Here is a 13,435-nt window from a genome sequence, read left to right as displayed (position 1 = left end):
TTAACCAAAGACATTCCTTAGTTAAATTTCATTCTTTTTTATTGATGTAAATCAAGCTGATAAAATGCTAAATCGAGCCATCTTTCAAATTTATATCCTACATTTTTAATTGTTCCAGCGTGAGTGAAATTAAATTTTTTATGTAGCTCAATACTTCTTACATTAGAAGCATCTATCCCCGCTACAATTGTTCGATAATTTTTGGCCTTTGCGTCTTGAATGAGTATTTCTAATAACTTTGAAGCTATACCTTGACCACGATAGTCGGGATCAACATAAATCGAATGTTCAATAGAATAAAGATAGGCTGGCCAATCTCTAAAAGAGCCATATGTTGCATAACCTATAACATGATGGTCTTTAACATATACCCATATAGGTTCTTCGGCTATTGATTTTGTTTCAAACCACTGTAGTCGTTCTTCTAATTCCTTGGGATCATATGTATATACTGCAGTAGTATTAATTATGGCGTCATTATAAATTTTAAGAATATCTGGCAGGTCTTCTTTTCTAGCATGTCTAATCATTTGGCACCCCTCTTTTTACATTCCATTAAATACCTTTATTTCTAATAAATCAATTATTTGTTAAGTAATTTCACATGCGATATTTATAAAAGATTTTATAAGCTCCTTTTATATTAGTGTTGTCGTGTCAAAATAATGCTATACTTATCTCAAACTACGATAAATCTTTAAAAACATTTAAAGGAGTTACAGTAATGAAAAAATGGACGAGTCGATTAACGACGTTCATTGGTGTCTTATTAATATTATTAGCAATATATTTATTTGCAAAGCCACATATTGATAATTATCTTCATGAAAAAGATAACGACAATAAGATTGAGAAATATGACAACGATGAAAAAAAGGATACCTCGACGAAACAAAAGACACCTACAATTCCAAAGGATAAATCCAAAATGGCTGGTTATATTGAAGTACCAGATGCTGAAATTAAGGAGCCGGTTTATCCAGGACCTGCGACACTAGAGCAACTTAATAGAGGTGTGAGTTTCGCTGAAGGTGATGAATCATTAGATCAACAAAATATTTCTATCGCTGGTCACACATTTACTGACCGTCCGCACTATCAATTTACTAACCTAAAAGCAGCTAAAAAAGGAAGTAAAGTATATTTTAAAGTAGGTAATCAAACACGTAAGTATAAAATGACAAAAATTCATGACGTTAATCCATCAGATGTTGAAGTTTTAGATGAACAAAAAGGTAAAAAAAATCAATTAACGTTGATTACTTGTGATGATTATAATGAGAAAACAGGTGTCTGGGAGAAACGAAAAATATTCATCGCAACACAAGTGAATTAAGAACAATCAGGTAGGAGTATATACAAGATACTTCTACCTTTTACTATAGTAATAAATCATAAAGTTTAATAGACATTTAACAAACATTCACATGAGTTAAGTATTTTTAAGTGATGAAATCAATTTCTAAATGTGAATATAGTTTCATAGACTTATCTTTAACTTCATTCCATTCACACACACAGATATAATGAGATTAAAGTTGGTCAATTAAAGGGGATATTAAAATGATACGCGCAATTGCAGTAGATATGGATGGCACTTTTTTAGATTCAAATAAGCAATTTGATGAGGCACGGTTTGAAACAATTTTTAAAAAATTAAAGAAGCATAACATACAATTTATAGCTGCAAGTGGAAATCAATATGCGAAATTGAAGTCTATCTTTGGCGTTAGAGATATGTTCTTTATTTCTGAAAATGGGGCAGTCATATATAATGGGAATAAGTTGTACAACTACCGAAGTTTCAATAGACAAGATTTTCAAGACGTTGTTGATTATTTAAGCAGTGACCACAAGATGGATGAACTCATCATATGTGGTGTGAAAAGTGCGTATATTTTAAAAAGTACCCAAGCAACTTTTAAAGAGGACGCGCATTTTTATTATCATCAATTAGAAGAAATTGATTCACTTCAACATTTACCTGAAGACGATTATGTTAAAATTGCTTTCAATATCAATCGAGATACTCATCCTCACTTGGATGATGAGTTAGAGAGAGCTTTTAAAGATACAATTAAGCTAGTCTCAAGTGGGCACGATAGTATAGATGTCATTATGCCTAATATGACAAAGGGTCAAGCATTAAGACGATTACTTACTGAATGGGGGATGTCGTCTACTGAATTAATGGCATTTGGAGATGCTAATAATGATAAAGATATGCTAGAACTCGCACAATTTAGTTATGTTATGGAAAATAGTAACGACGCATCATTATTTGAATTAGCGAGTGGTGTAGCACCATCTAATGATAAACAAGGTGTATTAACTACTATTGAAGAAGTAGTTCTAAGTAACATATGAGCATAAATAAAGGTGAGAAGAAGTGGATATACCAACTTTTCTCACCCTTTTAAATATATTAGTTTAGACGTGTTTCACAAGTTCCAGTTTGAATAACTGATAACGCTGCATTTAAGCCGCCTTCAACTAAGTTTTGTACTGCTTCATCTGAGAAGAAAGCAATGTGAGGTGTGACTAAAATCTTTTCGTGTCTAATAAGCTCTAAAAGCGTTTGATCTTCGATTGTTTTGTTAGTCCAATCAAATGTAAAGTAGTCGGCTTCATTTTCATAAGTATCGATTGCAGCACCATATAATGTGCCATCGTTAACTGCATCAATAAGATCAGGTGTGTTAATAACAGCCCCACGAGCAGCGTTAACTAAAATAGCACCTTTCTTAACTTTCGCAAACATTTCTTTATCAAATAAGTGGAAGCTTTCTTTGTTTGCAGGTACGTGTAATGAAATGATGTCTGCATCTTTAATAGCTTCTTCAACAGAATCCTTATACTCTAAGAAGTCTAAAGAATGATTAGGATAAGCATCGTAACCAACAACCTTTGCGCCAAATCCTGCGTAAATTTTAGCAGTGGCAGCTCCAATACGTCCTGTACCAATGATAGCGACTGTCATATTCTTAACTGGACGTGACATAATCGGTGCCGCCCAAGTAAAGTTGTGATCTTGTACGCGTCTTTCGATTGCAGGGAATCTACGTACAAGTTGTAATGCGATAGAAACAGAATATTCTGCGATAGTCTCAGGTGAATAACTAGGAATGTTAGAAATAACAATACCATGTTTTTTAGCAAGATCTAAATCGTACATATCGAATCCCGCAGTACGTTGAGCGATTTGTTTGATGCCGTATGCTTCGAGTTTAGGGTAAACTTTAACTTCTAATTTACCGAATTGCATGGTAGTTACACCATCATAATCCTAAGTTGGTCGACAGTATCTTTACTTAAAAGTTCAGTAGAAGTAGTTACTTCAATGTTATTCTTTTTACCCCAGTTTAATGCCATTTCTTTCTCATATTCGCGTGTACCGAAAAACATAATTCTTGTCATTAAAAAATAACCCCATTTCTAAAATATAAAAAATCGTACTAAATAATAAGTTATAAGAATAAAAATAAATAAGTAAGACTAAAACTTACAAGCTCATTATATTGTGAAAGTTTTCACAAATCAAGTGCGAAATGACCTTTGGAAAAGAAAAATGTGAAAAATCTCTCATTTTAAAAATAAACATCCTCTTTTTTTATGAAATTCATTTACTTTTATCGTGTACAAAAGTCATTTATACTTTTGATGTAATGAAAATTGATATTGTTAACAATGTATTTTAGGAAGGATGAAACACTGGTATGAGTAATATGAATCAAACAATCATTGATGCGTTTAAATTTAGACACGCTACAAAACAATTTGATCCGTCTAAAAAAGTGAGTGATGAAGATTTTGAAACAATTTTAGAGGCAGGGAGATTATCTCCGAGTTCTCTAGGTTTGGAACCGTGGCATTTTGTTGTAGTCCAAAGTGAAACATTAAGAGATAAACTTAAACCATACAGTTGGGGTGCTCAGAAGCAGTTAGATACAGCGAGTCACTTTGTATTGATATTTGCACGTAAAAATGTAACTTCTCAATCTGAATACGTCCAAAACTTAATTCGTGGTGTTAAACAGTACGAAGAAAGCACAATTCCAGCAGTTAATGAAAAGTTTGATAATTTCCAAACCAATTTCCACATTAATGATAATGAACGTACATTGTATGATTGGGCTAGCAAACAAACTTATATTGCATTAGGTAATATGATGACGACTGCAGCACTCTTAGGCGTTGATTCATGCCCAATGGAAGGATTTGACTTAGATAAAGTGACTGAGATATTAGCTGATGAAGGTATCCTAGATACTGAACATTTCGGTATTTCAGTAATGGTTGGTTTCGGTTATAGAGCTGAAGAACCTGCTCATGGTAAAGTTCGTCAAAACAAAGATGACGTTATTAGCTGGGTATAATAATTTAAAATATTCAAGAACAGATTCTATAATTTTAGATTGTAGAGTCTGTTTTTTTGAAAATTTTTAAATTTTTCAGAAGTGAATAAGTCTTTATATATGCGGGTAATTCAAGACTAGGACTTCTTTTTGAGTATGCTCATAAACACATTGTTTTGAATCATATAGAAAAGAAGGTAAAATAAAAACTACAAAAGTAAACGTTTACATTTTTAAATATATTTAAGTTAAGCAAGGTAGTTTCAACAATTCAAATATCACTATAAAGGATGGGTTAAAATGGCAAATATTAACGTAAGAGATTATATCGACGAAAGTTATGGCTTATTTATCAATAACGAATTCCAATCAAGTGGTAGTGGAGAAACATTAACAGTAACTAACCCAGCTAATGGCGAAGACTTAGCTAAAGTTGCAAGAGCTGGCAAAGAAGATGTCGATAAAGCAGTGCAAGCTGCACATGATGCTTTTGATAGCTGGAGTAAAATTTCAAAAGCTGAACGCGCTGATTACTTATTAGAAATTAGTCGTCGCATTCATGAAAAGGCTGAACATTTAGCTACAGTTGAATCATTACAAAATGGTAAACCATATCGTGAAACTTCTACAATTGATGTACCTCAAGCAGCAAATCAGTTTAAATATTTCGCAAGTGTTTTAACTACTGATGAAGGTACAGTCAATGAAATTGACGAAAACACTATGAGTTTAGTTGTCAATGAACCTGTAGGTGTTGTAGGTGCAGTGGTTGCATGGAACTTCCCAATTTTATTAGCTTCATGGAAATTAGGACCAGCATTAGCTGCAGGTAACACAGTGGTTATTCAACCATCTTCTTCAACGCCTTTATCATTAATTGAACTTGCTAAAATTTTCCAAGAAGTTTTACCTAAAGGTGTAGTGAACGTTTTAACTGGTAAAGGTTCTGAATCAGGTGACGCTATCTTTAACCATGAAGGTGTAGATAAGTTATCATTCACTGGTTCAACAGATGTAGGTTACGGCGTAGCAAAAGCAGGAGCTGAACGCATTGTACCTACAACATTAGAACTTGGTGGTAAGAGTGCCAACATCATCTTTGATGACGCGAATTTAGAACAAGTTGTTGAAGGCGTTCAGTTAGGAATTCTATTTAACCAAGGTGAGGTTTGTAGTGCAGGTTCAAGATTGCTAATACAATCTTCAATTTATGACGAATTATTACCTAAACTAAAAGAAGCTTTTGAAAATATCACAGTTGGTGATCCATTTGATGAAAATGTAAAAATGAGTGCGCAAACTGGTCCAGATCAATTAGAAAAAATTCAAAGTTACGTAAAAATTGCAGAAGATGATGATAAAGCTAATATCTTAACTGGTGGTCATCGTATTACAGACAATGGATTAGATAAAGGTTATTATTTCGAGCCGACTATTATTGAGTTAAAAGATAATAAACACAAATTAGCTCAAGAGGAAATCTTTGGTCCAGTTTTAGTAGTTGAAAAATTTGATGATGAACAACAAGCGATTGATATCGCGAATGACTCAGAATATGGTTTAGCTGGTGGTATTTTCACAACTAATATCAACCGTGCATTAAATGTTTCTAAAGCAATGAGAACTGGTCGTATTTGGATTAATACGTATAACCAAATTCCAGCAGGCGCACCATTCGGCGGCTATAAGAAATCTGGTATTGGTCGTGAAGTTTATAAAGACGCAATTAAAAACTATCAACAAGTTAAAAATATCTTTATTGATACAAGTAACCAACCAAATGGTATGTATTAATATAAATAAAAAATTAAAAGAGGGCGAAAGCCCTCTTTTTTTATGTGTTTAACACTAAATTTTTATCACCATGAATCTTAATGTCAAAGCCTTCTGGTGATGTTAAATGTTTAATCTCTGCATTAGGTTGATATATATCTACATGAGTTAATCCATATGATAGTTGATTATGTGTTCTTGCTATATTTGACTGCCAAGTATTCACCGCAATGTGGTGATGATATTTCTGCGTGGACATGAAGAGTGCTTGGGGGAAATTAGAAATTTGTTCTAACCCTAGATCATCAATATAAAATGCGCGTGCTTGTCCTAGATCATGTGTTTTAAGATGTAAATGCCCAATTATCCCATCTTCTGGCCAACCTTGCCATCCTTCTTTAGAACGTTGAGCAATTAAATCATTGTCATCAACTTGTAGTGTATCCATTTTGACAAATCCATCACTCCATTGCCATCCTTCATCAGGACGGTCTTGATAGACCTCAATGCCGTTACCTTCTGGATCATTAAAATATAAAGCCTCACTTACAAGATGATCGCCACCACCAACCGCGATATTGAGTTGGCTAGTATGATAAAGGAAGTTTGCTAAGTCAACACGCGAAGGGAGAAGGTAGGCGATATGGAATAATCCAGCTTCTCTAAATCCAGGTTGACGACCATCAATCAATCTATTCAAAGTTAATGTATGTCCATGTTTACCGATATAAAAAATGGTTTGTTGCTCAGTTTGTTTATTGATTGTAAAACCTAAAACATTAGAGTAAAAGTCAGTCATTGTATTTAAATCTTTAACGTTCAGAGTGATATTTGTAACTTGCGTTGCTTCTGATGAGTGAAAGGTATGCAAAGTGTAGTCCTCCTCAGATGAAAAAGTCATCTTCATTTAATATTTATACTAAGTATAATAAATATACTGCTAGGAGGTGAAAAGAGCAAGTTTGAATCAAAAAAATTCCAAGAAGAATAATATCTCCTTGGAATGATTAAATATCAATGTATTAGCCTAAATATACATCTTGCGCGTGGTCGTCTTTTTCTAAAACATCTTTAGCAAATGGGCAAGAAGCAATGATTTTTAAATTATTATTACGCGCATATTCAACAACGCTATTCACTAATTTTTTCCCTAAACCTTGACCACCTAGTTCATCAGATACACCAGTATGGTCAATATCGATTTCATTGTTATCTACTTCTTTGAAAGTAATTACTGCTTGTGGATTATTCTCATCTTCTCCCACATAAAATTTATGATCGCCTTGTTTAATTTCTTCAGCCATTAACGTTCACTCCTTTAAAATGTTTATACATATATTTATCACTCTTTTTAAATTCTAAAACATGATTAATTTTTTAAAGGCTTAGCTATTGCTTTTTTAGAAGGTTATAGATATAGTGATAAACGAAATAATTACGCTTTGTGGAGGGCTCATTTTGAAAAGAAAGGCAATTATCTTTATTACGTTATCATTAATTTTAATATTAAGTGGATGTAGTAAGAGTATAAATTCTAGCAAAAAAGACAATGTCAATAGTCACAAAAAAATGAAAATATATACAACCGTCTTTGCATTTCAAAGTTTTATAGAACAAATTGGCGGTAAATACGTAGATGTAGAATCTATTTATCCTCCAGGTGCTGATTTACATTCTTATGAGCCTACGCAAAAAGATATGATTAATATTGCGAAAAGTGATTTATTCATCTACTCTAGCGATGGCTTAGACCCAGTTTCAGCTAAAATAACTCAATCAATGGAAAATAAAAATATGAAATTAGCCCTTGCAAGCGATTTAAATCAAAAAGAATTAATCCATTCCGATGATCACGATGAAGATGAAGGTCATAATCATGCTGAAACTGAAAACGACCCACATGTTTGGCTAGACCCAGTATTAGATCGCATTTTCGCTGAGAAAATCAAAGATAAGCTTATTCAAAAAGATCCTAAACATAAGTCATACTATGAAAAAAACTATAAAAAGTTAGATAAAGATGTCGCAAATATCGATAAAAAGATGCAAAAAATCACTAAAAGCCCTAAACGTGAAAAAATTATTATTTCTCACGATTCTCTAGGCTATCTTACTCATCGTTATCATTTTAAACAAGAAGGCGTTAATGGAATGAATGATGAAGAACCAAGTCAGAAGAAGATATTGAGTATCGTGAAGAACATCAAAAATTCCAAGTCTCCTTATGTATTATATGAACAAAATATTACTTCTAAAATTACAGATGTGATAAAAAAAGAAACAGATACCCAACCTTTAAGTTTCCATAATTTAGCAGTACTTACTAAAAAAGAAAAAGACAATCAGTCAATCACTTATCAATCACTAATGAAAAAAGATATTGAATCGTTAGACAAAGCTTTAAATCAATAATTAAAAACCCTTTTAGAATGACATGTTCACTCTAAAAGGGTCTTTTCATATACTACTAATATCTTAAATAACTTACTGTAGTGTTATAGTACTCTTCAAAGCCGTGAATACCATCAGCGCCTCCTAAACCAGATTCGCGCCATCCTGCGTGATAACCGTTCACTACTTCTTCTGCTTCACAATTGGCGTAAACTTCACCAAATTTTAAACGTTCTGAAGCGGTCATTACTTCTTTAAAGTTTTCAGAGAAAATATATGAAGATAAACCAGCATTTGTATCATTAGCGTCATCAATCACTTGATCGAAGTCGTTATACGTTGTAACCGCTAGGACTGGTCCGAATATTTCTTCTTTAAATACACTATCTTCAGGATTTACATGATCTAATACAGTTGGTTCGTAGAAGAAACCATCACGTTGTAATTTTTGTCCGCCCAATACTAATTTGGCACCGTTTGTCACTGCAGTTTCGACTTTTTCATGAATACTATTGAGTTGAGTTTGGTTAATAATAGCTCCGTAATCTGAATTCTCATCGAGTGGGTCTCCTACAGTTAATTGACTCATTTTGTTAGAAACCTTTTCAATAAATTCGTCATGAACATCTTCGTGAACAAAGATACGTTCAGGGCATGTGCACACTTGACCAGCGTTATTAATACGAGCTGTGACAATATAGTCTACAGCTTTGTCGATATCCGCATGAGGTGTAACGATAACAGGTGCGTTACCACCTAACTCAAGGTTTACCTTCTTAACTGTTTGTGCTGCATGTTCATATACTGATTTACCAGCACGCATACTACCTGTAAGTGAGATGAGTTGAATATCTTCATGCGTTGCAAGTTGTGTTCCAACCGTTTCGCCAGTGCCTGGAACAATTTGAATTAATCCAGCTGGTATTGTTGAAGCACGGAATAGTTCAGCTAATTTTAATGTTAAAAGTGTCGTTTCTTCACTTGGTTTAATAACGACTGAGCATCCCGTAACAACAGCGGGAATAACTTTTCGCATTAAAACCATAATAGGGGCATTCCAAGGGACGATGCCCGCTGTGACACCAATAGGTTTCTTCGTAATTTGGATAATTTCGTTTTCTACGCTATTTTGAAGTACTTCGCCCTTATTACTCATAATTAAACTAGTCATATAATCAATAAATGCGATAGACTTATCAATTTCACCATAAGCTTCAGCTAACGTTTTTCCTTGCTCTTTCACATATAATTGTGCTATTTCATCGCGATTTTGTTCTAATAATGGAATGAGTAATTTTACATGTTCGGCACGTGTAGGTTGAGGAACGCGTTCCCATTCACGTTGAGCATGTTTAGATTTTTCAATTGCGTTATTGACTTCTTCTTTAGTCGCAAATGTAATTGTATCGAATTTTTCCCCTGTAGCAGGATTAATCACATCCATCGTTTCATTCGATTGACTCTAGATAAATTCATTATTAATAAATAGTTGATTTGTCATTTAAGACACCTCCACAATTTATATTCCCGAAATTTTTTATCCTAATTTTGAAAATGAAAAACATATGGAGAGTAATAATCTTTGAGAAATGTGAAAGGGAAGTAAGATACATTCAACAAAAAAGCCAGACGAGCATTAACAGCTCGCCTGACTCATATTTAGTGTCTAAGAAAACCTTTATATATGACAGGGATAAGCAAAATAAAACCAAATAGTCCCATAATTGGGAATACCTTACCAATCAGTGAGATAAATCCAATAAATGTACAAATGAAAGTAATGATAGCCATCATAATAATTAAACTAAAATAACGTTTTGTAAAGGGTTGGCTAAAACGTGTAGCAAATGCATACATTAGACCTACAACAGTATTATATATTACTAACACCATGATCACAGACATAATTGTGCCGATAGAAGGTGAAATCTGTTTTGCTAAGAGTAGCGATGGTAATGCCACATGTTTTATTTTATCGAACTCAGTAATTAATCCTAGATTAATCATTAGCAATAGGAAAGTAATGATGAGACCACCAATTAAGCCACCATAAACAGTCGATTTCTGAAACTTCAACTTACCACCCATAACTGTTAGAAAACTGAAAGCAGCTGCAATTTGTAGACTGGCGTAGTTGATTGCATCGAACCACCAACCTGGAGAAATTGATTTATTGTTATTAGAATATTGATTCGCGGCAGTAAAATCAATGTGACCAGTAACAAAATAATACACAGCAATCATTACTACTACAGCGACTAGGAAAGGTGTAACCCCACCAAGTACAGCAATTAATCGATCAAACTGTAAAAACAACGTGAGTAATATTAGCACTACTAAGATTAAAGAACTTAGCCAAAAAGGTATGCCAAAGCTCTCGTTAATTGTTGATGCACCACCTGCCGTCATAATAATAGCAAGTGAAAATAAAAATATAGTCAGTATGATATCGAAAACTTTTGCAATCAAAGGATGTAAATAGAAATTGATTGATTCAGAATGATTTTGAGATTTAAGACGGAAGCCAGTGTTTAAAACAAATATTCCACCTAAAGTAACGATAAGACCAGTAATGATAATTCCAGCGATACTATAGATACCATTACTTGTGAAAAATTGAAATATTTCCTGACCTGTCGCAAATCCAGCGCCAACGACCACGCCAACGAAAGCGAAGGCAACGATGATGGATTCTTTAACAGTATTCATTTAACATGCATATCCCTTCAAATTTATATATTTTAAAGATGTTGTATGTATTCATTTATTTTAAAAAATTGAAAAATCACATCTATCTATTGTAGATGATATAGACGAAAAAATAAACAGTAAAGTTCATCACATATGTACTATTGTATAAATGTGACGTACGATAATTTGACTTTAGTGTATAATTAATATGTATCATAAACTTAAGGTGCTCAGTAATTGTAAGTTTAATTTTAATCAATTTAATTATTTTTATACATTTACAAAAGTTTTAAGCAAATAATAATGCATTTATACATCATTTTTGATAGTATTAGGCAATATTGAATATATTAGGCAAGTAAATATATTAAGAAGGTGTTCATATGTCATTGGACTTACCCATTATGCTGATGATAGTTCTATTTCTAGCATTAGGGATTTTTAGTCAATGGTTAGCAGATAGAATTAAATGGCCATCTATAGTAGTTATGGCGATTGTTGGTTTACTCGTTGGCCCGATATTAGGTATCACTAATCCTAAAGAAGCGTTAGGATCTGAAGTGTTTAGTCCAATCGTTTCCTTAGCTGTTGCAATTATTTTATTTGAAGGTAGCAGTAATTTAGATTTTAGGGAACTTAAAGGAATTTCTAAAGCGGTTATTCGAATCATAACAGTCGGCGCAGTTATTGCATGGATTTTAGGTGCGATAGCCTTACATACAATCTTAAACTTTCCAATCTCCGTATCCTTTGTCATGGGAGGACTCTTTTTAATTACAGGTCCAACTGTGATTCAACCATTATTAAAACAAGCGAAAGTAAAGAGGAATGTTGACTCTATATTAAGATGGGAAAGTATTATTCTCGACCCAATTGGTCCGATGCTTGCATTGACAGCATTTTATATCTTCCAAATTATTGAACAAGGTATAAGTTTCATTGTTATTCTCATATTCGTACTGAAAATATTAGCCGTTGTCGTAATCGGCTTTGGTGCGTCATATTTATTTAATTGGTTCATACGCCAAGATATGATTCCACAAAATTTAATGCCACCTATCCAATTCGTTTTTATTCTCTTAACATTTAGTGTTTGTGATGCAATATTATCGGAATCTGGATTATTAGCGGTGACAATTTTTGGTTTAATAATGGCACGTAAAAAACGTCATGATTTAATCTTTAAAGAATCAGATCATTTCATCGATAATGCATCTTCTATATTAGTAAGTACAGTCTTTATTTTAATCACGTCATCACTTACGAAAGATGTATTACTTAATGTAGTATCATGGCAACTCTTTATTTTCTGTATTGTCATGATTGTCTTAGTTCGACCTATTTCAGTGCTTTTCTCAACATTTAAAACTGAAATTTCTAAGAAAGAACGAGCGATTGTCGCTATGATGGCGCCAAGAGGGATAGTCGTATTAACAGTGGCCCAATTCTTCTCAGGATTATTTATGGATGACAAAGTAGCTATGGCGAAATATATCACGCCCGTGACATTCGGCTTAGTATTTATTACCGTGGTCATTTATGGCTTTAGCTTTACACCATTAAGTAAATTATTCGGTGTCGCTAGTAATGAACCACCAGGTGTAATTATAGTAGGTGAGAGTGAGTTCTCATTCCACCTAGGCGTGAATTTACGAGATCATGGGATTCCAGTTATGATGTTCAATTTATTTGAAAATACATCTGAGAAAGCACATGAAGCGGGATTTGAAGTCTTCAAAGGTAATTTATTATCAAGTAATGATCGTATTTATTCCGACTTACTTCGATATAATAAATGTATCTTAATGACACAGTCATTTATTTTCAATAGTCTGGCATTTAATGAATTAGTACCAGAATTCGGTTTAAATAATGTTGATATGATGCCTGTTTCTTTCAATGATGAACAGGCGAGAAATAACTTGAGTGGTCCGATTCGTAATCATATTTTATTTGATGAAAATCACAGCCCACGCTGGTTTAATAATTACATTACACAACACAATATAGTAGAAGTGCCAGCAGAAGAGTACCATGAACTTACAGATAAAGACATGTTGATTTACTACATTAGTGAAGATAAAGAAGTCACATTCAAACGTAGTAATAGAGAATTACCAGAAAATGACACAGGGGTTTATGGTATTTTAAGAGATGCCCATGCATGATAATAACTGAGGTCATTTTAATGTAAACTAATAACCCGTAGATGAAGTTGAGTCATC

11 protein-coding genes and 1 pseudogene are annotated in these 13,435 nt (G+C 33.3%); 6 read left to right on the top strand and 6 right to left on the bottom strand.

What is annotated here, in order from left to right:
* Positions 1 to 38 precede the first annotated feature (38 nt).
* Positions 39 to 530: a GNAT family N-acetyltransferase gene (locus HMPREF2706_RS01145; protein WP_070862132.1), complete on the bottom strand. Its 492-nt coding sequence runs from the start codon at positions 528 to 530 to the stop codon at positions 39 to 41.
* 194 nt (positions 531 to 724) lie between these two features.
* Here HMPREF2706_RS01145 and srtA point away from each other — a divergent pair, with 194 nt between their 5' ends.
* Positions 725 to 1,336, top strand: coding sequence for a class A sortase SrtA (srtA, locus tag HMPREF2706_RS01140; protein WP_002432701.1), 612 nt, complete (start codon positions 725 to 727; stop codon positions 1,334 to 1,336).
* Positions 1,337 to 1,563: 227 nt separating this feature from the next.
* Positions 1,564 to 2,367 carry a Cof-type HAD-IIB family hydrolase gene (locus tag HMPREF2706_RS01135; RefSeq protein WP_049427884.1) on the top strand — a complete coding sequence of 268 codons (804 nt, stop codon included), beginning with the start codon at positions 1,564 to 1,566 and terminating at the stop codon, positions 2,365 to 2,367.
* A 58-nt stretch (positions 2,368 to 2,425) separates the two neighbouring features.
* On the opposite strand, the pseudogene HMPREF2706_RS01130 reads toward HMPREF2706_RS01135, so the two are convergent.
* Positions 2,426 to 3,417 (bottom strand): annotated as a pseudogene (locus tag HMPREF2706_RS01130) (D-lactate dehydrogenase).
* Positions 3,418 to 3,716: 299 nt separating this feature from the next.
* Between HMPREF2706_RS01130 and HMPREF2706_RS01125 the strand changes: the two are divergent.
* A complete protein-coding gene (locus HMPREF2706_RS01125) occupies positions 3,717 to 4,376 on the top strand; it encodes an NAD(P)H-dependent oxidoreductase (protein ID WP_030058798.1) in 660 nt (219 codons plus the stop codon).
* A gap of 279 nt (positions 4,377 to 4,655) precedes the next feature.
* Positions 4,656 to 6,149: an aldehyde dehydrogenase family protein gene (locus HMPREF2706_RS01120; RefSeq protein WP_030058800.1), complete on the top strand. Its 1,494-nt coding sequence runs from the start codon at positions 4,656 to 4,658 to the stop codon at positions 6,147 to 6,149.
* A gap of 40 nt (positions 6,150 to 6,189) precedes the next feature.
* Here HMPREF2706_RS01120 and HMPREF2706_RS01115 read toward each other — a convergent pair whose 3' ends face one another.
* Entirely contained in the window at positions 6,190 to 6,999 is an 810-nt protein-coding gene (locus HMPREF2706_RS01115) for a VOC family protein (RefSeq protein ID WP_070862131.1), read from the bottom strand.
* Between the two features lie 151 nt (positions 7,000 to 7,150).
* Complete coding sequence (locus HMPREF2706_RS01110) at positions 7,151 to 7,432, bottom strand: GNAT family N-acetyltransferase (protein ID WP_002432606.1); 282 nt, start codon at positions 7,430 to 7,432, stop codon at positions 7,151 to 7,153.
* Positions 7,433 to 7,586: 154 nt separating this feature from the next.
* On the opposite strand from HMPREF2706_RS01110, the gene HMPREF2706_RS01105 reads away from it, so the two are divergent.
* The gene (locus tag HMPREF2706_RS01105) at positions 7,587 to 8,540 is read left to right on the top strand and encodes a metal ABC transporter solute-binding protein, Zn/Mn family (protein ID WP_049427887.1); all 954 of its coding nucleotides are present in this window, start codon (positions 7,587 to 7,589) and stop codon (positions 8,538 to 8,540) included.
* A 55-nt stretch (positions 8,541 to 8,595) separates the two neighbouring features.
* Here the strand turns inward: HMPREF2706_RS01105 and HMPREF2706_RS01100 are convergent, their stop codons facing one another.
* Positions 8,596 to 9,963, bottom strand: a complete 1,368-nt coding sequence (locus HMPREF2706_RS01100) for an aldehyde dehydrogenase (protein ID WP_256322925.1) — start codon at positions 9,961 to 9,963, stop codon at positions 8,596 to 8,598.
* Positions 9,964 to 10,178: 215 nt separating this feature from the next.
* The gene (locus tag HMPREF2706_RS01095) at positions 10,179 to 11,228 is read right to left on the bottom strand and encodes a YkvI family membrane protein (protein ID WP_047796702.1); all 1,050 of its coding nucleotides are present in this window, start codon (positions 11,226 to 11,228) and stop codon (positions 10,179 to 10,181) included.
* A 365-nt stretch (positions 11,229 to 11,593) separates the two neighbouring features.
* On the opposite strand from HMPREF2706_RS01095, the gene HMPREF2706_RS01090 reads away from it, so the two are divergent.
* On the top strand, positions 11,594 to 13,378 hold the full coding sequence (locus tag HMPREF2706_RS01090; protein ID WP_023351141.1) for a cation:proton antiporter: 1,785 nt from the start codon (positions 11,594 to 11,596) through the stop codon (positions 13,376 to 13,378).
* Positions 13,379 to 13,435 lie beyond the last annotated feature (57 nt).

This window comes from Staphylococcus sp. HMSC067F07, assembly GCF_001837405.1.
Lineage (GTDB): Bacteria > Bacillota > Bacilli > Staphylococcales > Staphylococcaceae > Staphylococcus > Staphylococcus capitis.
Note: the sequence above shows the minus strand (reverse complement) of the source record. Positions and strands in the feature narration are given on the sequence as shown.

Coding starts and splice junctions, on each gene's coding strand:
- HMPREF2706_RS01145 (WP_070862132.1), bottom strand. CDS start 530: ATGATTAGACATGCTAGAAAAGAAGACCTGCCAGATATTCTTAAAATT.
- srtA (WP_002432701.1), top strand. CDS start 725: ATGAAAAAATGGACGAGTCGATTAACGACGTTCATTGGTGTCTTATTA.
- HMPREF2706_RS01135 (WP_049427884.1), top strand. CDS start 1,564: ATGATACGCGCAATTGCAGTAGATATGGATGGCACTTTTTTAGATTCA.
- HMPREF2706_RS01125 (WP_030058798.1), top strand. CDS start 3,717: ATGAGTAATATGAATCAAACAATCATTGATGCGTTTAAATTTAGACAC.
- HMPREF2706_RS01120 (WP_030058800.1), top strand. CDS start 4,656: ATGGCAAATATTAACGTAAGAGATTATATCGACGAAAGTTATGGCTTA.
- HMPREF2706_RS01110 (WP_002432606.1), bottom strand. CDS start 7,432: ATGGCTGAAGAAATTAAACAAGGCGATCATAAATTTTATGTGGGAGAA.
- HMPREF2706_RS01100 (WP_256322925.1), bottom strand. CDS start 9,963: ATGGATGTGATTAATCCTGCTACAGGGGAAAAATTCGATACAATTACA.
- HMPREF2706_RS01095 (WP_047796702.1), bottom strand. CDS start 11,228: ATGAATACTGTTAAAGAATCCATCATCGTTGCCTTCGCTTTCGTTGGC.
- HMPREF2706_RS01090 (WP_023351141.1), top strand. CDS start 11,594: ATGTCATTGGACTTACCCATTATGCTGATGATAGTTCTATTTCTAGCA.